The sequence below is a fragment of the Sporosarcina sp. genome (genome assembly GCF_029257255.1).
GTDB lineage: Bacteria > Bacillota > Bacilli > Bacillales_A > Planococcaceae > Sporosarcina.
Genome location: NZ_JARICI010000004.1, coordinates 67,716 through 92,788, shown reverse-complemented (window position 1 = coordinate 92,788; position 25,073 = coordinate 67,716). Strand labels below are relative to the sequence as shown.

Sequence of the window (25,073 nt, the reverse complement as noted above, 5' to 3'; positions counted from 1 at the left end):
TCATTAAATAAACAAGCAATTCCCTGTCACGATACCACTTCTACATTTTTGTTATTCCGTTATTATACCATAGATAAAGAAAGAGTCGTTAATGTGAAATGACAGGCAGTCTGCAGTTTTATCCATTCATTCCCGTGTCAATAAGCGTCTAAACCTGATAAGCAGTGAAATTCTGCTATACTGTGTGTAGAAAAAGCATATGGAAAAGAGGTTTTTAGATGAGTAATTTTGAATCAGCCGATCAATATTTCACAGAAAATCGGGAGCGCCACATGGAAGAATTGAAAATATTCCTATCTATTCCCAGCATCAGCGCATTATCCGAACATCAGCCGGATATGCAGAAGGCGGCAGAGTGGCTTGCCCATGAGTTCAAGGAGACCGGCCTAGAAAATGTTTCTATAGAAGAAACTGCAGGACAACCTGTTGTCTATGCGGATTGGCTTCACGCAGAAAATCAGCCGACTATTTTGGTTTACGGCCATTATGATGTTCAGCCTGTCGACCCGCTTCATTTATGGGAAACGCCTCCGTTTGAACCGGCAATCCGTGATAATAAATTGTATGCGCGCGGAGCGAGTGATGACAAGGGCCAGGTGTTCATGCACATTAAAGCAATTGAAGCGCTTATGCAATTGGACGGCAAACTTCCTGTCAACGTCAAGCTGATTATTGAAGGTGAAGAGGAAATCGGCAGTCCAAGTCTGGAAGCTTATATTAAAGAGAATCAAGAAAAACTTGCTGCTGATCTGATCGTTATTTCTGACACAGGCATGTATGCACCTGGACAGCCGGCTATTTGTTACGGACTTCGAGGTCTGGCTGGCGTCCAAATCGATGTGAAGGGTCCTAAAGGCGATCTTCATTCGGGTCTATATGGTGGAGGTGTACAAAATCCAATTCATGCATTGACGGAGATTTTGGCTTCATTCCGCGATAAAGAAGGGACGATTGCGATTGACGGATTTTATGATGATGTCCGCGATTTGACGGAAGAAGAGCGTGCAGGCTGGGCGGCACTTGATTTTGATAAAGAGGCAATAATGAAGGAAGTCGGCGTCAAAGAATTGACTGGCGAACCTGGCTACTCGTATACCGAGCGCACATGGGCCCGTCCGACACTCGAAATCAACGGGGTATTCGGCGGTTTTTCAGGAGAAGGAATCAAAACGGTACTGCCTTCTGAAGCAGGCGCGAAAATTACATGCCGCTTAGTTCCCGATCAGGAACCTGACGATATTATTGCGAAACTGAAAGCGCATATTGCAGAAAACGAGCCTGTTGGATGTACAGTGACTGTGACAGAGTTCGATAAAGGAAAGCCGTATTTGACGCCTTATGACCACGAAGTGATTCAGGCTGCAGGCAGAGCGTATGAGAAAGTCTACGGCGTGCCGACGGTTTACACACGCGGCGGCGGATCCATTCCGATCGTGGCGGCTTTCGATGAGATTTTGCAATTGCCTGTGGTTTTGATGGGCTTCGGTCTCGACACCGAAAACTTCCACGCCCCAAATGAACATTTTCATTTGGAGAATTTCGATAAAGGTCTGCGTGTGATCAGCAGCTATTACGAAGAAGTAGAAAAATTGTCCTTATAATATGAAGAAAGGCTGTTCTCGATGAGGAGAACAGCCTTTTTGTGTTATTCTGCTTCGTCTTGTTCGTTGTGACCGAAGTAGGTAACGATTTCGTCTACTGGCTTGCGCGGTGTTGCTTTTGGTGCTGCATCGAAATGGCCGAGTTGCAGCATACTGATGATGCGCTCTCCCGCTTGCACACCCATACGCTCGCGGAATTTTGGGTTATCCAGGAACGGAGGTGTTTTCCAGCAAGTGCCGACTCCTCTATCCCATGCCAGCAGCTGAATGTTCTGGATCAGTGTACTCGCTGCTGCGAAATCTTCCAGACGTTCTTTTTGACGCGAATCTTCCGGAACAACTACGAAAATTGCTGCGCCGGCTGAAGTAAACTTTTTCATTTGCTTCTCCAGATCTTCGTCAGAAAGCTGCTTCCAGTTGGCAACGCCGAATTCCTTCAGCACTTCCAGAAGCTCGTCATACTGTTCTCCCGCTGCAGCTATTAAACGCCAAGGATTGCGGTTTCCATGATTCGGTGCCCATACGGCATCTTCTATAATTTCCGGTATGATTTCAGGTTCGATCGGCTGTCCGTTAAAGTTTTTAATCGAGCGGCGTGTCACAATGGCCTCTCGTACCGATAATGCTTGTTCATTCACACTCAACCTTCTCCTTTGCAAATAAGTTTCTGATTTTCAGTATACATCATCCAGACAGTCAGTTACCAGGGGCTAAACACTTGTTTCTATCCCGTGCTAATTAGGAGAAATAGTCATTGATTTTAAAGAAAATGTATTTAGCATTCGGTGAATACGCATAGGAATCTTTATAATCCCAAGTTCGCTGGTATGCGTTATACGTATGCGCATTGACCAGCGGCATTGTGCCGTCTTTCGCGGTCACAATTGTCGAGTGGTCAAACCTTCCGTCGCCTTGTAAATCATACGAAATCACATCGCCGAGATCCAATTCTTCTGCCGAACCTACTTGTCTTGCTGTCAGCCCTTTTTGTGAACTCCCCAAATACCAGCGCAATGAATGAGCGACAGTAAAACTGAAACTCCACGTACCGTTGCGCATCCACCAGCCTTTTTCCCTATTGGGATAGCCGTGCATTGGCGCCCCGCCGGCCAGTAAACATTGCGAAATAAAGTTTGTACAATCATCTGCAAAAATAGGAAAAGCGGGATTCCTGCCATCCCACCACTTGTCCGCATACTGAACCGCTGCTTGTCTGTCGTACAAAAAAACCCCTCCTTGCCCATGTATATGAAGAGGCAGAGGATTTCATCACCTCTGCTGGTTTTACTAAATGGCAAGTTAGGGTATTGAATAGGTAACGCTTTAGTTATCAGCGATTAGTCAATGTTTCGGCAAGATCACCTATCACCTGTTTCAACTCTTTGAAAGTTTCTCTCATGTTTTCGCTGACTGGTTTCCATTGGTCTGCGTACTCGACATCCTCTGGACCATTTGATCCTGGCGGTAAATGGTCAGCTCGTGCAGCCTGTTCTTGAAATATCTGCGTAGACAGATTCATGATTTTTGAAATCATTTCTGCCAACTCTTCATTTTCTGTTGCAGCTTGTTTAGGAATATCCGCAGAAATCTCGCGCGCTTTCAAAAAATACTCAAGACCTTCATCATTTTTTGCTTTTTGTAATTCCGCATCTTTCAAGGGTTTGGACAGCCATTCGTATCTAGCTGAAGCCCACTTCCCCAGGCGATGTACAGCTCCCGATACATCATCACCGTTTTCGACTTTAGCTGCGATTTGATGAACTTTTTCTTTGAAGTCTTTAGCGTGTTGATCATATTCAGTAGTGTCAATAGATTGTTCCGCTAAAACACCAAGCTCGTTTAGTTCTTCAAACTCCTGTTGAAGTCCCATTTCTTCAATTTCATAAGCGAAGTATTTACTGTATACTCTCACCGGATATGCCAAATCAGCTTCAGTGTACGTATGCGTTTGGCGATATTCAGATCCTTCTGTCAAATCGTCATTTATACTTCTTACAAATGCTTTGAACGATGAGTACTCTGAAATGATAAAGTCGAATGATTGAGCTGACTCCGTATTTCCTGGTCCTTCAGCGGCTTGAACGTCTTCCGCTTGGTCTTCGTTTTCTGTCGACTGTAATGCCTTCGCTTCTTCTTCGTTCGCATTGCAACCCGATAATAGTAATCCACCAACAAAAAGTGAACGTAACATTAAAGTAAACTTCATTAATTTAAAAACTCCTTCCGAATAAACGATTTAGCAGCAACAAACCATTAACTCACATAAACCGTTCCCAATAAAAAAAACGCTCGCTCCCGAATCAAATCATTCAGGATTGGACGTTTTTTAATTTTGTATGGAGCATAGGGGGCTCGAACCCCTGACCTTCGCACTGCCAGCGCGACGCTCTCCCAGCTGAGCTAATGCCCCTCGTTTCTGATACAATATAGAGTATATCAAGTGATACATAAAAAGACAATAGGCAGGAAAGGTGGTATGACAGATGCAGCACGAAGAAAGAGAATTCACAGAATCGTTACCACTATGCGATTCTAAGGGCCTTCTCAATCCGGAATCTATCGGATTTGCCCGCAGTCCTTTGGTGGTCAGTAACCTCAAAGGTCAGTTCATGAAAAAGAAGCGGTGGAATTATTGGTGCATCTATGGAGAAGACTTGTTGTTTTCTACATCAATCGTCCATCTTGATCATAAAGCCATTTGTCAAATTTATATATTAGATTATGAAACACAACGATTTTATGAAAAGCATTTGACCTTACCGCTTGGCAGACGCATAAAGATGCCAGAAGAACCATTGGACAGCATTAAATTCATTCACGATCAACTTACCGTCCAATTCATTCATCTGCAAGGAGAAACACATTTATCCGTGACGATTCCTGATTTCGATAACGAAGTGTTGCATGCCGATCTGCATATTATCCATCCTGATAAAGATGAATCACTGAATGTCGTCATTCCGAAAAGCCGTGATACGTTTCATTTCACATCAAAACATGCGATTTTGCCGACAGGCGGGTTTGTAAAGATCGGCGCGCGGCGATATGATTTCAATCCTTATTACAGCTTTGCGATCCATGATTTCGGCCGCGGTGTCTGGAGTTCCATGGGGGATTGGAAATGGGGCATGGCTTCTCAGCGGACAGGGGGCAAACGAGTCGGTCTGAATTTGGGAGGCGACTGGACAGACGGGACAGGGATTACAGAAAACGCCGTATTTGTGGAAGGTACGATGTATAAAATCCATGAAGACGTGCTCTTTACAGGTAATACTGAAAATCCGTTGAACCCCTGGCGGATTCGAACGAAGTTTTCAGAGGATGTGAGTCTTATATTCAAACCATTCTTCCAGCGTAAGACGCTCGATCAATATTTAATTCGTAAAATGTCTGTCAATCAGATGGTCGGATACTACCATGGAAAGATCAAGCTGCCTACTGGTCAAGTGCTGCCGATTAGACAGATGCTCGGCTCAATTTCGCAGCGTGTGGACCAATAGTAATAATTTAACATAACGTCTCTTCGCTTCTTAGGGCGAAGTAATGGTTTAGCCTGCACCTTTTACGGTCATAATATAAGTATTATAAACGTAGAAAGGATGTCGCTCATGTCAATTAAGCGAACGTTATCAATTGTAGGTTTTTCCTCCATGTTAATTTTGGGAGGCTGCTCTTCCAAGGAAAAGGCCCCTGACAATGATAATCCAACAATAGGCTATGAAGATGAAGACAAAGGAAGCTCTATGAATACTGGAGACGGCTATGGATTCACTGATTTTGATTTGACTATTAAGAAAGACGGTAAGAAAATTGAAACCGACTATGAGGACGTTAAGCCTTCAGATGCTGAATATGTCAATGAATTTCAGGATGTAACTGAAGAAGGCAACGAAGCCATCGACAGTATGCATAAAATGTTCATGGAGATTCTGCTGGACAGTGATACCTCAAAAGAAGAAGCCATCGACAAGATTCTTCAGTGGTACGGACTTGACGATTATGATGAATTTGAACTAGAAGTGAAGTATACGGACGATAAAACACTAAATATTAACGAAAAGAAATAACTAAAAGCCATTTATCCGATAATGCGGGATAAATGGCTTTTTTTCATTCAGTCTGCATTTTGAAGCATTCCGTAAAAAACGCCTTGCCGTTCGAGCAACTCTTTCTGGCTGCCTGATTCTATGATTTTACCTTCTGCCATGACATAAATTTTGTCCGCTTGGCGAATCGTATTCAGCCGGTGCGCAATGACAAAACTTGTGCGGCCTTCCATCAACCGCTCCAGCGCTTCCTGGATCGCAAGCTCTGTGACGGTATCAATACTGCTTGTTGCTTCATCGAGCAGCAGCAATGCCGGATCGGCAACCAGTGCGCGTGCAATGGACAACAACTGTTTTTGCCCCTGTGAGATCTCTTCGCCGCCCGCCGTCAGCACGGTGTCATAACCATTCGATAATTTGTTGATAAAGGTATGTGCATTAGCCTGCCTTGCAGCTTCTTCCACTTCTTCATCAGTCGCGTTCAATTGTCCATAACGGATATTTTCACGCACCGTCGCTTCGAATAAAAATGGATCCTGCAGCACGAAAGCCATTTGGCTGCGCACAGTTTTTCTCGGCAGACGGTCAATCGGCAATCCGTCAAGCAGAATCTGGCCGCTGTCTGCTTCATAAAATCTCGAGAGCAGCTGCATGATTGTCGTCTTCCCAGCCCCTGTAGCACCGACGAACGCCGCTGTTTCTCCGGGACTGACATGGAAACTGATGTTTTCGACGATGACTTCATCGTCGTAGCCGAATGTCACGTCTTTAAATTCCACGTCACCGTTCAGAAGAATTTCATTGGCAGCCGCCTCATCTTTTTCAACCGGCTCATCCATAATAGCGAAAACCCGCTCGGCTCCTGCGATTGCAGACAGCACCGTATTGAATTGATTGGCGAGGTCGTTAAGAGGACGCGTAAACTGCCGTGCATATTCACTGAAGATGACAATTGTTCCAACCGTGACGCCGCTTGTTCCGGTTACAGCCAGCAGTCCACCAACCCCCGCCACAATCGCGAACGACATATTGTTCAGCGTATTCATCACTTTCGGAATGAAGCCTGAATAAGTCTGTGCCCAGAATCCCGCAAGTTTCAGCCGGTCACTTTTCTCTGCGAATTCTTCCATTACCTTCTGTTCCTGCGAAAATGCTTTGACAACTCGCTGGCCCGATATCGTTTCTTCAATCATGCCGTTCAGCGCCCCGATGGCCTGCTGCTGTTCTTTAAAGAGAATGCTTGTCCGTCTAGTAATCCAGCGCATTGCAAAAAACATCAGCGGCACAATGATCATCGTCAGCAGAGTGAGTAAGGGGCTGAGATAGAGCATGATCGATACCGTGCCAACCAGTGTCAACACACTCGAAAAAACTTGAATCAGCGACGAGTTCAGTGTCTGGCTGACGTTTTCAATATCATTCGTCAAACGGCTCATCAATTCACCGTGCTGACGTTTATCGAAAAAGCGAATAGGCAGTTTTTGCAGGTGGCCGAATAATTGCGTACGCATGCGATAGACTGTCTGCTGCGCAATACCAACCATCCAGTAATTCTGCAAATACGTGGCGATGGAAAAACCGGCATAGATGGCAAGCAGGCCCCCGATCTGCGTTCCGAGTCCCTGCGCATTTTTTGGAATAATATAGTGATCAATGATATTTCCGATCATCAATGGTCCGAGCAAAGCAAGAATCGAACTGGTCAACACCAGTGCCATCACTACAATCAGTAGGCCGCGCTGCTGATCAATCAGCCGCCAGATACGAGTAAGAACGGACTTCCAGTTCCCTGCTTTCTGCACCTTTTTGCGACCACTTTTACTCAGATCACCTTTCTGGATGATCGGTTCATAGCCAAATGGTTTCATCACCGCATCACCCCTTCCGTCTGCTGAGACTCTGCAATTTCCCGGTAGAATGAAGAGGTTGCCATCAATTCATCATGCGTTCCGCGTCCGACAATCACACCATCGGACAGTAACAGAATGGAATCCGCAATCTGCGCAGTTTGAATTTTTTGCGTAACGATCAGCATCGTCGTATCTTCTTCCTCCAGAGCTTTCCATAACGCGCCTTCTGTCTTCACGTCCAACGCACTCGTACTGTCATCCAAAATTAAGACAGATGGTTTTCGAATGAGCGCACGGGCAATCGACAGCCGCTGCTTTTGGCCACCCGATAAATTGACACCCTTCTGGCCGACTCGCGTTTCATAACCTTCTGTAAAGCGCTGAATTGAATGATCAATCTGCGCTTTGACAGCAGCTTGTTTTATTTCATCAAGACTTGCACCTTGCTTGCCCCAAGAGATGTTGTCATAAATAGAGCCTGTAAACAGCATTGATTGCTGCGGTACATAACCGATCATCCCGCGCAATGTATCTAGAGGCCAGTCTTCCGCTCTCCGTCCGTCGAGCAGCACATTCCCTTCTGTCGCATGAAACATTTGCGGAATGAGCTGGAGCAGCGTGGACTTGCCTGAGCCAGTAGCGCCCATGATCACAAGTTTTTCTCCCCGTTTCACTTCAAACGACAAATGCTTCAGCACCTTCTCTTTCGTACCTGGATATCGGAATGAAACGTCGTCAAAGCGAATATCCACCGCGCCATGATAGGTATTGTCTGCTGCTTCCAGTGATTCAAGTTCATCTTCCGCAGACAGCACTTCTTCCATACGCTCAGAAGAAGCCTTCGCACGTGAAAAAATTACAATCAAGAATGAGAACATGGAAAAGGCACTTGTCATGCGCATTGCATAGTTAACAATTGCGACGACATCTCCGACCGGCATATCGGAATTTCTTACTTCCGACGCGCCGAACCACAGCACAGCCATGAAACTCGCATTCATGATGAACAGCAAGACCGGTAAAATAAGTTCCATTAACCGCATCGCGTGGACACTGTCCTTCTTCAATGCTTCTGCAGCCTTGGAGAATCGACTCGTCTCAAAAGTTCCGCGTAAGTAGGCCTTAATCAGCCGGACTGCCTGCAAGTTTTCCTGCACCAGCCGGTTGACTCCATCCAATCCGCGCTGGACGATGCCGAATAACTGCACGCCTTTCCTAGCCATGACGACTAAAAAGACTGCTAAAAAAGGAGCACCCGCCAATAAAAATACCGCAAGCTTCGGATTGACGACAAACGCCATAATCACACTTCCAAGTACCATCAACGGCGCCCGCGCCATAATACGTAAGCCCATGAACAGTGCATTTTGAGCCATTGTTACGTCACTTGTTAAGCGGGTAATCAAGCTAGATGTCGGAAAACGCAAAAAGGCCGAGAGCGATAACGTCTGGACCCTTTTAAACAGGGCCTGGCGCAGATCGTAGCCAAAACTCTGAGCAGCATGCGAGGCGAAGTAGGAGTTGATGACGCCGGTAATGAGCGCGACGAATGCCATACCAAGCATCGTAGCACCCCACACGGCAACCGTGCCAAGATCTTCTTTCATGATCCCGTCATCTATAATTTTACCGATCAGCAGCGGCTGGATCAGCTCGACCGACAATTCCAGCAGCATTAAAAGAATGGCGATCAGCATCGGCCATTTATAAGGTATTGCGTAGCGGAAAACTGTCTTCATTCGTTTCACCTCTGACTCCGTATGTTTGCTGTATTAATTATGTCACAACGCGATACGGAGTGTACAGATGAAGGTACTACAGCTCGAACGGGTCATGCTCGACAACCGGGTCAGGCGGCGCTACTGTCTTCTTTCGTTTACCGCCGACAGACAGCCACACGACCCCCAACAGCATGATCATCGCACCACTTATCTGCCATCCTCCCATCGTCTGACCGAGCCATAAGACCGAGATAACCATGGCCGTGAGCGGTTCAAAACTAGACAGCACACTCGTTTCGACAGGTGTAATGTAGGTCATACTTTGCAAGAACATAATGAAAGCTAATGTACCCATGATGATCACAAGCAGTAGCATGAACATTGCAGGACCATTCAGCAGCACCGATAGATTCGTGAAAAAGTACGGGATGTTAAGAATAAACAACATCAGTCCGCCGATGAACATTCCCCATCCAACGACTAATAACACGCCCCATTCCGCCATGAGCACAACAGGGTATAAGGTATAAAATGTAAACGCAATACCAACGAATATACCCCAAAAAACTGCGGTTGAACTCAATGAAATACTAGAGAAAGACCCATTTGTCAGTAAAAGAATCAAGCCAAATAATGCAACAATCATCCCAATCACCTGGTTGCAAGGCGGAAATGTCCGCTGTGTAACGGATAGCAAGATAATGATGTATACAGGAGCGACGAATTGGAAGAGGGTGGCTACGACTGCATCACTATTGGCGATTGTCTGAACAAAACCGAACTGAACACCGAGCATACCGAAGACGCCGAACAGCACCATTTTTCGCAACCAAAGCTTTTGTCTCATAGGAAGCGCCACTTGCACTCCCCTCGCTTTCAGCAATAAAAGGACGGCAGCGCCAGCAAGCGTAAGCCGCAGAATAAGCATCATAGAGACAGACATCTCACTGTGGTCGAGAATCCATTCCATCATAGGACCTGTTGCCCCCCATAACATTGAGCCTAAGACTATCATCACAATCCCTTTTATTTGCATCATAATTCATCACCCCTACCTAAAAATTCAAAATTTCTTGCATTTTTATAGTATAAAGTTCACACATAGTATCTAGACATAACGAATTTATCCTATATAATTGTTATATGGTAGATTCTGAAAGGAGCATTCTAATGAATAGTACAAGCTTCCCTGAAACTAAAGAATATCATTCACTAGTCAATAGTCTCGATAAATTTCGATTAGTTACTCATACCGATGGTGAGGGTCTAATAACCTATGCCAACCAAAATTACTTAGCAGTCAGCGGTTGGACTCCAAAACGAATCATCGGAAAATCTATTTGGCAAATGTTTTCCGATGCCCCCAATCATCAACAGACAGTAAATTCCATCTGGGATTGCTTAGTAAGCGGTAAATCCTGGTCCGGAAAAGTGGAAAAAATGACTCGCGCAGGCGAACCATTCTTTGTCAACATGTTGGCCGTCCCTACTTTGTCTGCGGACGGAGAACTGCAATCCGTCTTCTGTTTAGGGCTGGATATAACTGAAGATATCCGGACGCAGGAAAAATTGGGCGAAATCGCATTTATCGATGTGGAGACCGGCCTCATGAGCCGTCACAAACTAGAACAAGTGGTGAATGAATCCATTAAATTGGATCAGCACTTTTCATTCGTATATTTAACGATCGATCATTACTTCACTATGAAAGAGCTGCAATCTCCAGAATACGAGACGCAGCTGATCCAAGAATTTACTAACCGCCTGAAGCGCTACTTCCAGGATATGCCGATTGCGCGCATTGATACAAACAGTTTCGTCGTCCTGACCGCGTTCGGTGATTGGTATATTCAAGGTTTCTATGATTTCTTGAAACAGCAGCCGATCTATTTGAGCCATAACGCACAGACTCTTTCCATCAGCGGTGGGATTGTCCGTTTCCCTGAAGATCAGAAAACGTATACCCAGCTGTATAAAGTGGCATTGACTGCTGCAGATGAAGTAATCAGCCAAGGAGGCGGCCGAATTGCATCGCTTTCCGCCGAATCCCATAAAATCCTTAATCGCCGGTTGGTAATCGACCAAAAGATGTTGACTGCGCTTGACCGTAACTCTCTACATGTCGCGTATCAGCCGCAGTTTGATATCGCCAGCAACGGCATTAATTGCTATGAAGCGCTCGTTCGCTGGGAAGATGAAGACCTTGGCGTGATCAGTCCGGATGAGTTAATTCCCATCGCCGAAGAAAACGGTTTGATTGAGGAAATCGGCGCATATGTGGCGGAAGAAGCGATGACATTTGCAACCAAATGGCATCGTGCCGGCACGGAAATGACCGTCTCCATTAACTCTTCAATCCGTGAATCACTGAATCCAGAGTGGAAAGACCGGTTAATCTCGATCTTAAACGAGACGGGCTGTCCAGCAAATAAAGTGCACATTGAGTTCACCGAAAAGTTTGCACTGAAGGCAGAAGAGGAGCAATCCATCATTACGCAAATGTCAGAACTGCAAAATGTCGGCCTACAGTTTACGCTCGATGATTTCGGCTCCGGCTACGCATCATTGCGCTATCTGCAGCACTTGCCGATTACCAGCATCAAAATCGACCGCGTCTTTATCGAAGCGCTGCTGAGCAACCCGAAAACGCAAAAACTGGTCGAAGGCATAATCCGTTTTTCTAAATCACTAGACTTGTATACAGTCGCAGAAGGCGTTAGCAACGAGCAGCAGTTTGAAATGCTGAAAAATATGGGTATTGACGCTGTGCAGGGGCACTATATCGGTATTCCGGTGCCAGCCGAGCAGATCCAAATTTCATAAATTACTTTTACACAAATTAGATGGAGCTCCTTTCATATAAGAAAGGGCTCCATTTTTGTCGTGCTCATTCAAATTGGTACTTTTCTTTACAGCTTAATGGACGATTCGCAAAAAGACAACCTTTCATTGCTTTTCTATTTGATCGATTAACGAAAAGTCGTCCAAAGAATAGCTGGTCACTTCATTGGCAGCGATGGTGTAGATGTTATTTCCGCTGTACAGCAGGCGCTGTACTTCCCGTTCCCAATCCATATAGTCGAGTGTCATTTTTTCTGTCAGGTCGGCTTTTGCCGTGATCCCGTTTTCTGCTGTAATTTCATAGATCATCGCGCCGGAACTCTCAAAGTTCAGCATATTACCTTTGCCCTCTTGGTAGATGGAGATAGGAAAACCGTACAGATTGCGATCCTTATGCATAAACAGCGCGTGATGATCATGCTGGACCGACGAATAAGTACCCTGTCCGCCAATAATTTCCGTGTCTGCCTCTTTCGGATTGGCGAAATCCGTTACATCAAATAATGAAATTTTCATACCTTGCGTCTGGATAATCGGTTCGCCGCCAGCCTGGCCTTTCTTCGCTACCGTGTCATAGCCGAAGCCGATCAAATGATTTTCATCAATTGGATGAAGGTAGTTACTGAACCCCGGAATCTTCAATTCACCGAGCACTGATGGATTTTGCGGATCTGCGACGTCCAAAACAAACAAAGGATCAGTTTCGCGGAACGTCACCATATACGCTTTATCCCCCATGAAACGCGCAGAATAGATGCGTTCGTTTTTCGCCAAGTTTTCCACGGAGCCTACTTGCTTCATATCAGGCCCTAGGATGAATAAATGGTTTTTCGCAACATTCTTTTCATCCCACAGATTACCTTCCGTCGTGACAGCACGAAAATTGCCGTTATGCTCATCCATTGAAAACTGGTTGAGGATCGTTCCTTTTAGCCGGGCAGCGTGGAGGAAATGTACGTCCGCGCCGTCCAGCCCAAACTTGAACACCTCACTGTCCCCCTGCATACCTGTATTTCCGTACAAAGTAGATGTCAGATAGAGATGGTCTTGTGACATATAAAGCTGTTCGCCGCTGCCAAGATACGCTTTCGTTTCGACACCTCCTGTTTCGCCGGAGTGGATATCAAGCGTGGTGATGACCGAATAAGCCGGATCCATCGCACCAGGAAGAATGGATATTTGATCTGTCTGGATTGGCCGCACCGTCTTTCCATTCTCCGAATCAAACACTTTCGGCAGCAGATGATCTTCTATGGCAGGAACATCCTCCAGCCAGTACATCGGTCGGTTATTCGTCACCATGTAGACGTGCGGACCGATTTTTCTCGTAGCGATGATATAACCTTCCGCTCCTGTTTCGCGGATTAAAACTGGCTTCGCACGGTTGCCCACATCATAGACCCTGATAGCTGATAGCTCCTGCATATACGGCATGATCCGCATTTCTTCTTCCGTCTGCGGATAGTTCGGCTTCCCGCCGATGACTACGAGCAAATCACCGTCTATATAGAGTTCATTCGGAAAGAATTGGTTTTTGAAGTTTGTTTTGCTGATGACCGCAAGTTTTTCGGGATCGTGGATGTCGGTGATAGTCAGATGAGTCTGGTTCGTGACATCATAAATGAAATCCCCGTCCGTTTTGACAATGTCTGATTCATCGACACCTTCGACCTGCTGGTTGGTCGTGGAATGTTCATTGCCGCCGCCAGACGACGCTTTATCTTCTGAGGAAGATTCCATGGTGACACCTTTGTCAGTGCTTACAGCGTACTGATCGTACTGCTCTGCCCTTTTGAAGAACTTGTTAATTTCCTCAATGGATGCAACAGGCTTCACTGATTCCATAACCGCGAATGAAACGGCCGAATCCGCCGCCCTGTTCCACCCTCTGAAACTGTTTTTCGGTACATACATTTCATAGTCTCCCGGCGGTAATGCGCTGACAGTCATGGACATCCGATCTTCTGCCAGAGTCATTTCGGCGGGCACTTTTTCTTTCGTCTGATTATTAATCACAAAATCCTGGGGCTGTACCCCCGCCTTAACTGGTGCCGTAAAATACACTTTCATCGGCTGTTCGGCAAGTACCGAATGCGAGGACGTGATATGCACGGGCGGCCAGAAAAAGAAACTCGCCAGCATGACAATGCCTAGAGTGCCGGTCACAATTACAGCCAAAATCCATCTGCTTTTATTCATTTCGTTCATCCTCTCTCTTTATCTTGTTATGAGAGTAGACTGAATTTTCCTGATTTAGTTACAAGGGAAATGAAATAAATAGTTATGTATTGTGACGCAATGAATAGCTATATGACCAACTAAATTTAATTATTTCACAGCTGTAGAATGATCGTTGAAAAGTCCCTGATATCCGAGAATCGCACACTTTTTGTGGAATTAGACTTACACAGCAATTGCACATAATGGTCGGAATGTTAATTAACAAAGACCTGGTTTACTTCATACAATATTTAAGAAAGGGGTTGATCTACTTGGTCAAATGGATTGACGTATCTACATCAAAACATCAATTAAAACTTTTTAATGGACATAGACTTTTAAAATCTTACCCCATTGGAGTTGGAAAAATATTGACACCTACACCTTCAGGGATATACACCATCATCAATAAGCAATTTAATCCCGGCGGACCATTCGGATTGCTTTGGATGGGATTATCAAAACCTCATTACGGTATACACGGCACAAATAACCCAGCTTCAATTGGTAAGAATGTCTCACATGGATGTATTAGAATGTTTAATCATGATGTTCTAGAATTATCATCTAGAGTTCCAATTGGTACTAGGGTTGCTATTCATAAATGACTACGTTAACCTCTCATCCTGTACTGCACAGTTTGTGTCAATTGCAAAATAAAAACTTTATCTCACTTTATAAACTTTCCCTATTATAGAAAAGGGTGCAAATTCTTTTTCCGGAATCGCCCCCGATAGTTTGATAGCGGTTTGAAACCGTTGATCTGCGCTGCAGCCAAGCGAACAGCGCAGGGTTCGCTTTGTCGTATTTCTGCGTCTTTTTGCAGAAATTAAGGCAGGACTTTATGGTGCTTTCAAATCCAGTTCATCCTCCCAGAGTCGACGGCTTCCGCTCCGATCAACTAAGTATCTGCAAAAAAGTTTGTTCTACAAACACCCACGATTGTAGAAATAAAAATGTTATTTACTCTTTTCCATAACTGCAAAATAATTTTGTTCAACGTCAGCAAAGTTAAATACTCTACCAGTCGGCATTTCCATAATCTTCCCAACAGTAACGCCCTGACTTGTTAAATCGTTATATAATTTATTGAGATTTTCAGTTGTGAACATTAAAGATGGAGTACCCAGATTTAATTCTGGAGACATCTTAGCGATTGCTTCTTTATCGTGTAAAATGATACTTGTTTCTGAATCCTTCGATGGAGCAATTTCAATCCATCTCATTCCTTGGCCATTTTCTTCAGAAACGATACGGAAACCCACTTTTTTCGTCCAGAAATCAACTGCCTGTTCTTGATCATTTACATAAAGCATAATTTGACCAATTTTATTAATCATTAATTTTTCTCCTTTTTCAACTTTTACTTTTTACCACTTACAATTATCAGTTCAACGTGCGCCTTGAGATCGCGCTGGGCGGCGACCGAGGAGGATCACGGAAAGCGTGCTGACTGAAGTGAAAAGCAACATTTTGTATACTGCATAGTAGCCAGACTGCGATAAAGACGTAATCACCCCTAAGCAACTGCCCCCAATAGTTACGTACTTATTTTGTCTTGGAGCTGTACAATTGCCAAACAAGCTACACCAATTGATAGCAATGTGATTGCAGTTTCTACAGATAAACTACCCAAAATACTTAATACAAGTGTGCTTACACCCATTCCTAATGCAACTGCTTTGAAAATTATTATGACGTTTTTCATAAGAGTCTCCTCCAATCTGGCCGGTAGCGGCAACTATTTTAGTCCCCTGCCACCGTCACGATAGTCCCTTGCGCAGTCGCACACATTTTCTCTTCAGTGCCGTTTCTAATGAAGACGTCACAGCGGCATACAGCTTGTCTTTTGCCTGCTGATATAACAGACCCGCGTGCAATCAACAAGTCACCGACAGCTGGTTTTAAATAATTGATTTTATATTCAGAAGTCAATACATTCGGGCCTAACACGGATCCTCCTGCAAACGTCAGCGCATTATCCGCTGCGTAGCTAATGACGCCTCCATGCACGAAACCATTTTGTTGCAGCAAGTCTTCTGTGATCGGGACTTCCAGCACCACTTCACTTTGATTAAAATCCGTTAATTGTGCACCAAGCAGCCGACTGAATGGCTGCGATTCTACAGCCTGTTTTCCCATTTCCAAAATTTCATTACTCATTAGATTCACCCTCCTTTTCATATTCTGGTATATGATCAATCATACGTAACTTATCCATTTTATTCAAATTATTCTGTGTTTAATCCAAAATAAAAAAAGACTGCTCAAGAAAATCATGTATCATGACTTCTTGAGCAATCCGCATATGGTTTTATAAATTTTTATGCTTCTACCGTAGCTGCTTTAGCTGAATAACGCTTCTTAAATACTAATGCGAAATAGCCGAATGTTAAGGCCAGACACGCGACCATGAAGCCGATCAGTACGCCATTGTTTGCCCATAAATGCGACATATCGCCAGTAGAAATGGATGCTTTAAATGCCTGGACAGAGTATGTCATCGGCAGCAATGTATTAAAAATCTTTAATTGGCTCGGAATTAATTCGAGCGGGAATGTTCCTGCACTTGTTGTCAATTGCAGAATCAAGATCAGAATCGCCATGAAACGTCCCGGGTCTCCGAAAATAGAAACGAGCATTTGAACGATTGCGATGAATGTGTAGCTGGTGATGATTGCTGTCAATATGAACAGCGGTGTATTGATTGTTTCCATGCCGAGAGCATACTTGACGACCACGACCGCAAGCAATGCCTGAATTAATCCGACAACTGCCAGCACGGATACTTTACTGGTGAACCAGCGGAATGCGCCGGTTGGTGTTGTCGCCGGTTCCATCATAGGGAAGACGATGGACAACAGCAATGCGCCGACGAATAATCCTAATGAAAGGAAATACGGTGCGAATCCTGTTCCGTAGTTCGGCACTTTGTTGATGCTTTCCTGTTGTACCTCTACTGGTGAAGCCGCCATTTCATATGTCTTGTCTGTCGGTTTCACTTCAGAAGCTGTTTCTTTCGCTTCTGCCAGCTTTTCCTGCAGTGTAGCTGTTCCTTCATTTAATTCAGTTGCACCTGAAGCGAGTTTTTCAGAACCTGCCGCCAAGTCTTTCGATTTGGAAACGAGTGTCCCGGTTCCCTGCTTCATCGTGCCTGCGCCTGCAGTCAGTTCATTCAGACCGTTTGCCAAGTCTTTAGAGCCTGCCGCTGCAGTTTGCACCCCACCGACTAATTGCTTGGAACCTGCTGCCAATTGGCTGTTTCCGCTTGCCAGCGCATTGGATCCTTCAACCAGTTTTACAGAGTTTCCTTGAAGCTTTTTCAATCCGGCAAGTGCTTCTGCGTGTGCGCCCTGCAATTGACCGGCAGCACCATTCAACTGAGCTGCCCCTTGCTGAAGTGCACCCGCTCCTGAAGATAACTCGCCAAGACCGCCTGCTACTTGCGCGCTGCCTTGTTTCAACTCGCCTAATGCCGCCTGCAAAGCACCTTTTTGCTCATCAGGCAATTGTGCAAGAATCGGACCCAGCTGTTCAGACAGCTTATTGATACCCGCGTTCACACCTTGTGAGCCTGCTGCTAATTGATCAGCTGCATTTTTCAAGCCACCGGATTTCTCCGCCAAATTGCCGATACCGCCTGCGAATTCCTGCTCTTTCGCACCGATTTGCGCATAACTCGATGCCAGTTTATCGACACCTGCAGTGTACTCACTGATACCTGCTTGTAAGCTCGCGGAACCTGCTGCCGCTTGATCGGCACCTGTTTGCAGATCATTTGCACCTGCGGATAATGTGCCAAGTCCTTTTGAAAGATCATTTGCACCTTTTGCCGCTTTATTAGCACCTTCTGCAAGCTTTGTGGAACCGTCAGATAACGCTACGCTGCTAGAAGCAAGTTGAGCCAGGTACCCTTTCAGATCGCCGGTTCCATCTGCCAGTTTTATTGCGCCGTCATGCAGTTTCCCAGCACCGTCCGCTGCGTCACCGAAGCCTTCGCCCATTTCTGTGATGGAATCAAATAGTTGCTCCGCGTAAGTGGAAGCGATTTGTTCATTGACTTCCGCTTTGATGCGGTCCATCGCTGTTTCACCGATTTGACCTGACAGGAAGTTGAAGCCTTCATTCGGTTTGTAAAGGAGATTCAGTTTCTGCGGATTTTCATCCAACAACGTCGTTGCATGTTCTGAGAAGTTTTCAGGGATTTCGATTGTGATGTAATAATCCTGCCCTTTTAATCCTTCATCCGCCCGTTCTTTTGTGACATTTTGGAAATCAAACTGCTTACTTTCTACTAGTTTATCGGCCAGTTCGTCTCCGAGGGTCAATTTCTCCTCATTGAAGTCCGCGCCTTCATCTAAATTTACAACGGCAACAGGCAATTGGTCCATATGATCATACGGATCCCAGAACGCCCATAGGAACATGCCTGCATAGAGTACAGGAATAAATAATATTGCGATCATCGGAACGATCATCTTGCGCGTGCGTAATAATTGTTTCCATTCCGCAAACGTCATGGTATTCTTCATTAGTTTTCCTCCATTTTCATTTCAGACCGATTGACCAAAATGTTCAAACAGTCATACTATTTCAAAAGAAAAAGTCTCAGACTAAGAGACTGGAAAAAATCGTATCGCTTAATAATTGAGCGATTTCTTCTTCTGTCAGCTGCCGGTCATGTGTCTTCGACCAGTCAACGACAAGTGCCAGATAGGATTTAAATAATAGATAAGCAACGAGTTCGCTGTCGCACTGTTTGAGCTCACCTTTTGCAATGCCCCGCTCAATTTTCTGCCGGATAAATCCGATGATTTCCTGCTCGATTGATGCCAGCACTTCACTGACCATCGGTGTCCGAAGTTCTTTTTCTTCTTCGATCAGTTTGATGTTCAGCTGGTGTGTCTCACGGAATTTCAACAGCTGCATGAGCCTTGCATGTGCGTTGACTTCGAATGAAGCCCCCTCTATCGTACATTCTTCGGATACACGCCGCATTTCTTCGATCATCTGTCGAACAATCGCGTGAAACAGTTCTTCTTTATTTGAGAAGAATGTATAGATTGTTCCTTTTCCGACATTGGCGATTTTAGCGACTTGATCCATCGTAGTGGCTTTGTAGCCGAATAAAGAGAATGATTTTTCTGCTGCCAGCAAAATTTCTTGTCTGCGATCCACTTCTTCACCTCGCCTTGTCCATTGACTGAAAAACGTTTTCGGTCACTAGGTCATTATATTACACCGGAAGTGAGGAAGTTGCAAGTGTTTCTGCTCAAAAATAGTTGGACAGCTTAATCTGTTGAGTTGACTGAAGTTAAAGTTATTTGACCTGCTAATCATTTGTTTGCAAATAAAAAAGAAGAACAGACTCGCTGCTCTTCCATATATTTACGTAGGATTTGACTGTGTCCCATAAATGCTACCCCACAGCCACGGCCAGTCCTCTACTAATGACAGGCGTAGAATCCAGACTGCCGGAGCAGTGAGCGGAATAAATGACCCAATCTTCGCGATGAGGAGGGGGCGGCAATGGTGCGCGAATCATTCAGTTTGGCGCGCGGGACAAGGTTTTTGGTTCGGTGTAGCTCTGTAAATGTGCGGCACTTGCTGTTTTTGGCTTGGATCCGGGGCTTTTTGGTGCGGCAGGACACGTTTTTGGTGCGTTGCGATACGTACTATAGGAATTTATTCAAAAAAGCTGCACGAGATGTCAGGAGAATGACGTTTCGTACAGCTTTTTCACTTTTTTACGCTTCCACAACTGACATTTTCCCCAGCTGTTCAACCGCCTGATCGATTAGCTCCACTTTCTGCACAAGAGCGAGTCGTACATAGCCTTTTCCCGCAGTTCCGAAAATGCTGCCCGGCACCATGACAACGCCGGCTTGTTTGATGGCTTCAAAGACGAATTGTTTGTCGTCCATGTCGAACGGATATTTTGCCCAGACGAACATTCCGCCTTCAGACGGCGTCGTTTCCCATCCAATTTTGGCTAGGCCGCTCATTAACGCATGGTGACGTTTTGAAAATTCAGCGCGCAGACGGTCTGTAATTTCTTCGCCGTGGTCAAGTGCAACGGCTGCCGCTTCTTGAATCGGACCGAATGTGCCGTAGTCGAGATTGGACTTCAGTTCTTGGAGTACTTTGATCATCTGTGCGTTGCCTACGAAATACGCGATTCGCGCGCCTGCAAGACTGAAGCTTTTTGATAAAGAATTGATTTCCATGCCGACTTCTTTTGCTCCCGGTGTTGTTAGGAAGCTTGCCGGACGGTCGCCTGTGAAATAGTATTCGGAATAGGCAGCGTCATGCAGAACGATAATTTCGTATTTCTTTGCAAACGCCACGACTTCTTTGAAAAACTCTTCATTCGGCATGGCCGGCACTGGATTGCCCGGCAAGTTCAAGATGATCAGTTTCGCTTTTTTTGCAATGTCTTCAGGCACTTCATTCAGATCGGGAAGGAAGCCGTTTTCTGCGAGCAGCGGCATGTAGTACGGAACCGCCCCTGCTAATTTGATTCCGGCATCATACGCGACATACGCGGGATTCGTCGTTAAGACATAATCGCCTTCATTGCAAAACGCAAGCGGCAAATGAACGAGGCCTTCCTGCGAACCCATTGTCTGTAAGATTTCTGTTTTTGGGTCTACAATGACGCCAGTGCGTCGTTTATAGTAATCAGCGACTGCTTCATGGAAACGGTTCGTCCCTCCCAATGTATAGCCGTATGAGGACGCCAGTGCACTTTGTTCGGATAGCGCTTGACGGACTTTTTCATCGGGCGGAAGATCTGGACTGCCTAGACTCAAATCAATGATCTGATCTCCAGTCGCTTGTTTCGCCGCCGCGGCTGCTTTCAGCTCACCGAAGATGGCAGGCGGAAATATGGACATTTTTTTGGAAGGTTGGAAATTCATGAAGAAGCACTCCTTAGCTGTTATGTAATAGTTGATTGCTATATTGTAACACGCACCGCCGTCCTTGGAAAAATTTATTGGCGTAACGCCATGTTTGTGTAAAAACTTTACGGGAATACTTGTAATAAAATGCATTGGAGGAGATTTTGTGTCAAAAGATAAATTCGAGAAAATCGATGAACAAGTACCCGGACAAACACAGCCTGAACAGCCGGGTGTGGAAGAAGACATGCATCCCGCGCCAATCTATGATGACCCCAATTTCAGAGGGGCTGATAAACTGAAAGGCAAAACGGCACTGATTACCGGCGGTGACAGCGGAATCGGACGGGCAGTTGCAGTGGCGTTTGCCAAAGAAGGTGCGGATGTCGCAATCGCCTACTTAGCCGATCAGGAAGATGAAGACGCGAATAAAACGGTTGAATTGATTGAAAGTTACGGTGGAAAAGCGAAGAAATATCAGATGGATATCAGTCAAGAAGAAAATTGCCGGCAGCTGATTGAGCATGTCATCGGTGAGTTTGGAGGGCTGAATATTTTGGTCAACAACGCCGGCAAACAGTTCCCTCAAAACTCTATCTCGGACATTACGGCGGATCAGCTGAAGGAAACGTTCGAGACAAATTTCTTCGGACTGTTCTATCTGTCTAAACTTGCAGTTACTTATATGAAGAAAGGCGATTGCATCATTAATACGTCTTCGATCACTGCCTATAACGGCTCGCCCGGCCTGCTGGATTATTCCGCAACGAAAGGCGCAATCACCAGCTTTACGCGTTCATTGGCATTGAATCTGTCGGCGCAAGGCATCCGGGTGAATGCTGTAGCGCCGGGACCGATTTGGACACCGCTCATCCCAGCCACTTTTGATGCGAAGACGGTCGCTGAGCATGGTGCAGATACGCCGATGAAGCGCCGCGGTCAGCCTGCTGAAAATGCGCCGGCTTATGTATTTTTGGCGTCACAGGATTCTAGTTATATGACGGGGCAGACGATTCATGTGGATGGTGGAGATTATGTGGGATCTTAATGTTTGAATGAAACCAGCATAGCCTTATGCGGCTGTGCTGGTTTTTGTATTTCATTACAATCGGTGGCATCGCCTGCTCGGATGATCATACTTTTACCTCAAGCGCTCATTGGACTGCGCCAGGCGCTCATACCCACAGGATTCGTGATCATACCAGGCGGCCAGATGATCATACTGCCGGCCTTCGTGATCATACCGCCTGCTTCCGCGCTCATAGCAGGGGTTTTTCATCGTGGGAACAGCGGGAATGGTGCGTCTGTGCGGCGGTTTGGTTCGCTGAAGGAGCGGTTTGGTGCGTTGGAATTTGCGAAAGGTGCGGCGGCGCGTGGTTTTGGTTCGCTTCGGGACGTTTTTCGCGCGGAAACGCTGCTTTTTCGCGCGCATTCGCCACATTTTCATGCCGGAACTCGCTACACACAGCAAACAGGCTGCCGCAGAAATAATCCGCGACAGCCTGTTTCATTATTCCTCAAACGGCCACTTCGGCAGCATGCGGTTCAACTGTTTATCCGCACGTTTGCCAAGTACATATTCCGCTTGCATGATCGTATGGATTTCGCGTGTACCTTCGTAGATGACCGGCGCTTTCGAGTTCCGCAAGTAGCGGGCGACAGGGTATTCATCGGAATAGCCGTACGCCCCGTGAATCTGTACCGCATCATCCGCGGCTTGATTGGCAAAATCGCAGGCCTGCCATTTAGCAAGTGACGTCTCACGGGTATTGCGGATGCCCCGATTCTTCAACTCGCCGGCACGATAGACGAGGAGACGACTCATCTGATAGCCCGCTTCCATTTTCGCGATCATCTGCTGGACGAGCTGATGTTCACCGATCTTCTTGCCGAAGGTTTCACGGGTTGTCGCGTACTGAATACTTGCTTCGAGACACGCTTTCAACAGGCCGACTGCGCCAGCCGCCACTGTGAAGCGTCCGTTATCAAGCGCCGCCATCGCAATCTTGAATCCTTCTCCTTCTTCACCGACCAAGTTCGCAGCAGGTACGCGGACATCTTCAAAGAACAATTCCCCCGTATTGCCTGCGCGGATTCCATACTTTCCTTTAATGGCTTTAGATGAAAATCCCGGCATCGTCCGCTCCACAATGAACGCGCTGATCCCGTGATGTTTCTTTGATTTATCTGTATAGGCGAAGACCAGGAAATGATCTGCAGAGTCGCAGAGCGAGATCCATGTTTTTTGCCCGTTTAAGATATAGCTGTCTTCGTCACGTACAGCAGCCGTCTGAATGGCCGATACGTCCGAGCCTGCACCCGGTTCTGTCAGTCCGAACGCGCCGATTTTCTCACCTTTCGCTTGCGGAACGAGATATTTCTGTTTTTGCTCTTCCGTCCCCCACTGCATCAGCGTCATGCAATTCAAGCCGATATGCACGGACACCGCTGTACGAAATGCCGTATCCCCGCGTTCGAGTTCCTCGCATAAAATGGCCAATGAATTATAATCCATGCCGCTGCCGCCGTATTTTTCGGGAATACAGACACCTAGGAAACCGAGATCCGCAAGCTTCTTCCAAATGGCCGGATCAAAGCTTCCTTCTGCATCCCATTTTGCGATGTGCGGCATGATTTCCGCATCCGTAAACTGCCTGGCCGTCTGCCGCAGCATTTTCTGTTCATCTGTAAATGTAAAGTCCATATCTATGTCCTCCTTTACAATGAAATTCAGCTTTCTTCGATGACGACACCGCGTTTCTTCATTTCTTCAATATACAATTCTCCCGGCACAATTTGCTCTGGCGGATAGGCACCGCGCTTCGTGATGACGCCGTTGCCGATCATCTGCGCCACGACTGAAATCGTGTTGGCTGTCGCGCGCGCCATGGCGGTTTCATTCGTCGTCTGATCTTTTTCGGTAATCAAATTAAACGTGACGGTTTTGGCTGCGCCGTCCTTTTTGCCGCTTACAAGCGCGCGCAGCAAGACGGCATCCGATTTGTCACCCAGACGCAATTGCGGAGTCAGATGCGCCATCATGACATCGCGCACACGAAGCGGTTTACCGTCGACGTAAATAGACGATTCCCGGTTCAACAATCCGAGGTCCGCGAGCAGTTTCGCTTTTTCCGCGTGGCCTGGATAGCGAATCGTCTTGTACTCAAGCGTCTCCACGTAGGGAAATGATTCCAACATCGTCGAAGTCCCGCCTGACGTGTGGAAAGCTTCCATTGCGCCATAGCCGTCGAACTCCAGCGCCTCCACTTCAGATAACGATGGCAGTTCCGTGATGTTGCCGTTTCGCATCACACGCGACGGATCGGTATAATGGTCGAATAATCCTTCCAATGAAAAAACCACATTGTAGTCAAGCGGAGGTTTCGGTTTAACCGGCACACCGCCGACATAGAGCTTGATTTCATTGGCCTCATCGAGCTTCGACGCGCCATATCCTGCGAGAATATTGATCATTCCGGGAGCCACGCCTAGATCTGGAATGAGTGTCACGCCTTTTGCAGCAGCCTGCTCGTTCAAAGCGAGCACTTTCTCCGTCGCTCCGCCTATATGACCGCCGAGATCTACAACGTGTACTCCCCGTTCCACCGCACACTTTGCGACCCGTTCATTAAACGTATAAAACAGCGCATTGACGACGATATGCCCAAGCGCAATGACATCACTCAACTGCACCTCGTTATTCGCATCCAGCAATAAAATATCGAGTTTTTCCGACATCAGCTCTTCTGCAAAATCCTCTGCCTGCCGAATTGCCCGATCCGCCAGATACACTTTCTTGACCTCATCCTGTTTCACAAGGTCCCTCACGACTTCTTTCCCCATTAATCCAGCACCCAATACTACGACTCTCATTTGCTCATCCCTTCTTCCT

Annotated in this window: 22 protein-coding genes and 1 tRNA gene; 6 read left to right on the top strand and 17 right to left on the bottom strand. The window is 46.2% G+C overall.

Annotated features, from left to right (window positions below):
* Positions 1-218: 218 nt before the first annotated feature.
* Positions 219-1,601 carry a dipeptidase gene (locus Q1J64_RS01020; protein ID WP_301107234.1) on the top strand — a complete coding sequence of 461 codons (1,383 nt, stop codon included), beginning with the start codon at positions 219-221 and terminating at the stop codon, positions 1,599-1,601.
* Positions 1,602-1,645: 44 nt separating this feature from the next.
* Here Q1J64_RS01020 and Q1J64_RS01015 read toward each other — a convergent pair whose 3' ends face one another.
* From Q1J64_RS01015 to Q1J64_RS01000, 4 genes are all read right to left on the bottom strand, one after another.
* Positions 1,646-2,239, bottom strand: a complete 594-nt coding sequence (locus Q1J64_RS01015; RefSeq protein ID WP_301107233.1) for a nitroreductase family protein — start codon at positions 2,237-2,239, stop codon at positions 1,646-1,648.
* A 100-nt stretch (positions 2,240-2,339) separates the two neighbouring features.
* Positions 2,340-2,825, bottom strand: coding sequence for an amidase domain-containing protein (locus Q1J64_RS01010; RefSeq protein WP_301107232.1), 486 nt, complete (start codon positions 2,823-2,825; stop codon positions 2,340-2,342).
* Positions 2,826-2,931: 106 nt separating this feature from the next.
* Entirely contained in the window at positions 2,932-3,807 is an 876-nt protein-coding gene (locus Q1J64_RS01005) for a hypothetical protein (protein ID WP_301107231.1), read from the bottom strand.
* 131 nt (positions 3,808-3,938) lie between these two features.
* Positions 3,939-4,011 (bottom strand) — tRNA-Ala (locus Q1J64_RS01000).
* 73 nt (positions 4,012-4,084) lie between these two features.
* Between Q1J64_RS01000 and Q1J64_RS00995 the strand changes: the two genes are divergently transcribed.
* Together Q1J64_RS00995 and Q1J64_RS00990 are read left to right on the top strand one after the other, a co-directional pair.
* Positions 4,085-5,101: a DUF2804 domain-containing protein gene (locus Q1J64_RS00995; RefSeq protein WP_301107230.1), complete on the top strand. Its 1,017-nt coding sequence runs from the start codon at positions 4,085-4,087 to the stop codon at positions 5,099-5,101.
* A 108-nt stretch (positions 5,102-5,209) separates the two neighbouring features.
* Positions 5,210-5,668, top strand: a complete 459-nt coding sequence (locus Q1J64_RS00990) for a YusW family protein (RefSeq protein WP_301107229.1) — start codon at positions 5,210-5,212, stop codon at positions 5,666-5,668.
* A gap of 47 nt (positions 5,669-5,715) precedes the next feature.
* Here the strand turns inward: Q1J64_RS00990 and Q1J64_RS00985 are convergent, their stop codons facing one another.
* The 3 genes from Q1J64_RS00985 to Q1J64_RS00975 form a co-directional block, all read right to left on the bottom strand.
* The gene (locus tag Q1J64_RS00985) at positions 5,716-7,515 is read right to left on the bottom strand and encodes an ABC transporter ATP-binding protein (RefSeq protein ID WP_301107318.1); all 1,800 of its coding nucleotides are present in this window, start codon (positions 7,513-7,515) and stop codon (positions 5,716-5,718) included.
* The gene (locus Q1J64_RS00980; RefSeq protein ID WP_301107228.1) at positions 7,515-9,236 is read right to left on the bottom strand and encodes an ABC transporter ATP-binding protein; all 1,722 of its coding nucleotides are present in this window, start codon (positions 9,234-9,236) and stop codon (positions 7,515-7,517) included. Before Q1J64_RS00980 ends, Q1J64_RS00985 begins: the two co-directional genes overlap by 1 nt.
* A 76-nt stretch (positions 9,237-9,312) precedes the next feature.
* Positions 9,313-10,257: a DMT family transporter gene (locus tag Q1J64_RS00975; RefSeq protein WP_301107227.1), complete on the bottom strand. Its 945-nt coding sequence runs from the start codon at positions 10,255-10,257 to the stop codon at positions 9,313-9,315.
* 131 nt (positions 10,258-10,388) lie between these two features.
* Here Q1J64_RS00975 and Q1J64_RS00970 point away from each other — a divergent pair, with 131 nt between their 5' ends.
* A complete protein-coding gene (locus Q1J64_RS00970) occupies positions 10,389-12,041 on the top strand; it encodes a sensor domain-containing protein (protein ID WP_301107226.1) in 1,653 nt (550 codons plus the stop codon).
* A gap of 123 nt (positions 12,042-12,164) precedes the next feature.
* Here the strand turns inward: Q1J64_RS00970 and Q1J64_RS00965 are convergent, their stop codons facing one another.
* A complete protein-coding gene (locus Q1J64_RS00965; protein ID WP_301107225.1) occupies positions 12,165-14,258 on the bottom strand; it encodes a beta-propeller domain-containing protein in 2,094 nt (697 codons plus the stop codon).
* Between the two features lie 293 nt (positions 14,259-14,551).
* Here Q1J64_RS00965 and Q1J64_RS00960 point away from each other — a divergent pair, with 293 nt between their 5' ends.
* Positions 14,552-14,887: a L,D-transpeptidase gene (locus Q1J64_RS00960; protein ID WP_301107224.1), complete on the top strand. Its 336-nt coding sequence runs from the start codon at positions 14,552-14,554 to the stop codon at positions 14,885-14,887.
* Between the two features lie 351 nt (positions 14,888-15,238).
* Here the strand turns inward: Q1J64_RS00960 and Q1J64_RS00955 are convergent, their stop codons facing one another.
* The 6 genes from Q1J64_RS00955 to Q1J64_RS00930 form a co-directional block, all read right to left on the bottom strand.
* On the bottom strand, positions 15,239-15,619 hold the full coding sequence (locus tag Q1J64_RS00955) for a VOC family protein (RefSeq protein WP_301107223.1): 381 nt from the start codon (positions 15,617-15,619) through the stop codon (positions 15,239-15,241).
* A gap of 200 nt (positions 15,620-15,819) precedes the next feature.
* Positions 15,820-15,987: a hypothetical protein gene (locus Q1J64_RS00950; RefSeq protein WP_301107222.1), complete on the bottom strand. Its 168-nt coding sequence runs from the start codon at positions 15,985-15,987 to the stop codon at positions 15,820-15,822.
* A 38-nt stretch (positions 15,988-16,025) separates the two neighbouring features.
* Positions 16,026-16,442 (bottom strand): PaaI family thioesterase, encoded by a 417-nt coding sequence (locus Q1J64_RS00945; RefSeq protein WP_301107221.1) that lies wholly within the window; start codon positions 16,440-16,442, stop codon positions 16,026-16,028.
* A 161-nt stretch (positions 16,443-16,603) separates the two neighbouring features.
* Complete coding sequence (locus Q1J64_RS00940; protein WP_301107220.1) at positions 16,604-18,811, bottom strand: YhgE/Pip domain-containing protein; 2,208 nt, start codon at positions 18,809-18,811, stop codon at positions 16,604-16,606.
* 76 nt (positions 18,812-18,887) lie between these two features.
* A complete protein-coding gene (locus Q1J64_RS00935) occupies positions 18,888-19,457 on the bottom strand; it encodes a TetR/AcrR family transcriptional regulator (protein ID WP_301107219.1) in 570 nt (189 codons plus the stop codon).
* A gap of 569 nt (positions 19,458-20,026) precedes the next feature.
* On the bottom strand, positions 20,027-21,199 hold the full coding sequence (locus tag Q1J64_RS00930) for an aminotransferase class I/II-fold pyridoxal phosphate-dependent enzyme (protein WP_301107218.1): 1,173 nt from the start codon (positions 21,197-21,199) through the stop codon (positions 20,027-20,029).
* 148 nt (positions 21,200-21,347) lie between these two features.
* On the opposite strand from Q1J64_RS00930, the gene Q1J64_RS00925 reads away from it, so the two are divergent.
* Complete coding sequence (locus Q1J64_RS00925) at positions 21,348-22,229, top strand: SDR family oxidoreductase (RefSeq protein WP_301107217.1); 882 nt, start codon at positions 21,348-21,350, stop codon at positions 22,227-22,229.
* 93 nt (positions 22,230-22,322) lie between these two features.
* Here Q1J64_RS00925 and Q1J64_RS00920 read toward each other — a convergent pair whose 3' ends face one another.
* The 3 genes from Q1J64_RS00920 to Q1J64_RS00910 form a co-directional block, all read right to left on the bottom strand.
* Entirely contained in the window at positions 22,323-22,628 is a 306-nt protein-coding gene (locus tag Q1J64_RS00920; protein ID WP_301107216.1) for a hypothetical protein, read from the bottom strand.
* A 63-nt stretch (positions 22,629-22,691) separates the two neighbouring features.
* Positions 22,692-23,885: an acyl-CoA dehydrogenase family protein gene (locus Q1J64_RS00915; RefSeq protein WP_301107215.1), complete on the bottom strand. Its 1,194-nt coding sequence runs from the start codon at positions 23,883-23,885 to the stop codon at positions 22,692-22,694.
* 26 nt (positions 23,886-23,911) lie between these two features.
* On the bottom strand, positions 23,912-25,054 hold the full coding sequence (locus Q1J64_RS00910; RefSeq protein WP_301107214.1) for a saccharopine dehydrogenase family protein: 1,143 nt from the start codon (positions 25,052-25,054) through the stop codon (positions 23,912-23,914).
* Between the last annotated feature and the right edge of the window lie 19 nt (positions 25,055-25,073).

Bases quoted from the DNA above. Each gene is read 5' to 3' on its own strand.
- Q1J64_RS01020 (WP_301107234.1), top strand. From the start codon at position 219: ATGAGTAATTTTGAATCAGCCGATCAATATTTCACAGAAAATCGGGAG.
- Q1J64_RS01005 (WP_301107231.1), bottom strand. From the start codon at position 3,807: ATGAAGTTTACTTTAATGTTACGTTCACTTTTTGTTGGTGGATTACTA.
- Q1J64_RS00995 (WP_301107230.1), top strand. From the start codon at position 4,085: ATGCAGCACGAAGAAAGAGAATTCACAGAATCGTTACCACTATGCGAT.
- Q1J64_RS00990 (WP_301107229.1), top strand. From the start codon at position 5,210: ATGTCAATTAAGCGAACGTTATCAATTGTAGGTTTTTCCTCCATGTTA.
- Q1J64_RS00985 (WP_301107318.1), bottom strand. From the start codon at position 7,515: ATGAAACCATTTGGCTATGAACCGATCATCCAGAAAGGTGATCTGAGT.
- Q1J64_RS00980 (WP_301107228.1), bottom strand. From the start codon at position 9,236: ATGAAGACAGTTTTCCGCTACGCAATACCTTATAAATGGCCGATGCTG.
- Q1J64_RS00975 (WP_301107227.1), bottom strand. From the start codon at position 10,257: ATGATGCAAATAAAAGGGATTGTGATGATAGTCTTAGGCTCAATGTTA.
- Q1J64_RS00970 (WP_301107226.1), top strand. From the start codon at position 10,389: ATGAATAGTACAAGCTTCCCTGAAACTAAAGAATATCATTCACTAGTC.
- Q1J64_RS00965 (WP_301107225.1), bottom strand. From the start codon at position 14,258: ATGAATAAAAGCAGATGGATTTTGGCTGTAATTGTGACCGGCACTCTA.
- Q1J64_RS00955 (WP_301107223.1), bottom strand. From the start codon at position 15,619: ATGATTAATAAAATTGGTCAAATTATGCTTTATGTAAATGATCAAGAA.
- Q1J64_RS00950 (WP_301107222.1), bottom strand. From the start codon at position 15,987: ATGAAAAACGTCATAATAATTTTCAAAGCAGTTGCATTAGGAATGGGT.
- Q1J64_RS00945 (WP_301107221.1), bottom strand. From the start codon at position 16,442: ATGAGTAATGAAATTTTGGAAATGGGAAAACAGGCTGTAGAATCGCAG.
- Q1J64_RS00940 (WP_301107220.1), bottom strand. From the start codon at position 18,811: ATGAAGAATACCATGACGTTTGCGGAATGGAAACAATTATTACGCACG.
- Q1J64_RS00930 (WP_301107218.1), bottom strand. From the start codon at position 21,199: ATGAATTTCCAACCTTCCAAAAAAATGTCCATATTTCCGCCTGCCATC.
- Q1J64_RS00920 (WP_301107216.1), bottom strand. From the start codon at position 22,628: ATGAAAATGTGGCGAATGCGCGCGAAAAAGCAGCGTTTCCGCGCGAAA.
- Q1J64_RS00915 (WP_301107215.1), bottom strand. From the start codon at position 23,885: ATGGACTTTACATTTACAGATGAACAGAAAATGCTGCGGCAGACGGCC.
- Q1J64_RS00910 (WP_301107214.1), bottom strand. From the start codon at position 25,054: ATGAGAGTCGTAGTATTGGGTGCTGGATTAATGGGGAAAGAAGTCGTG.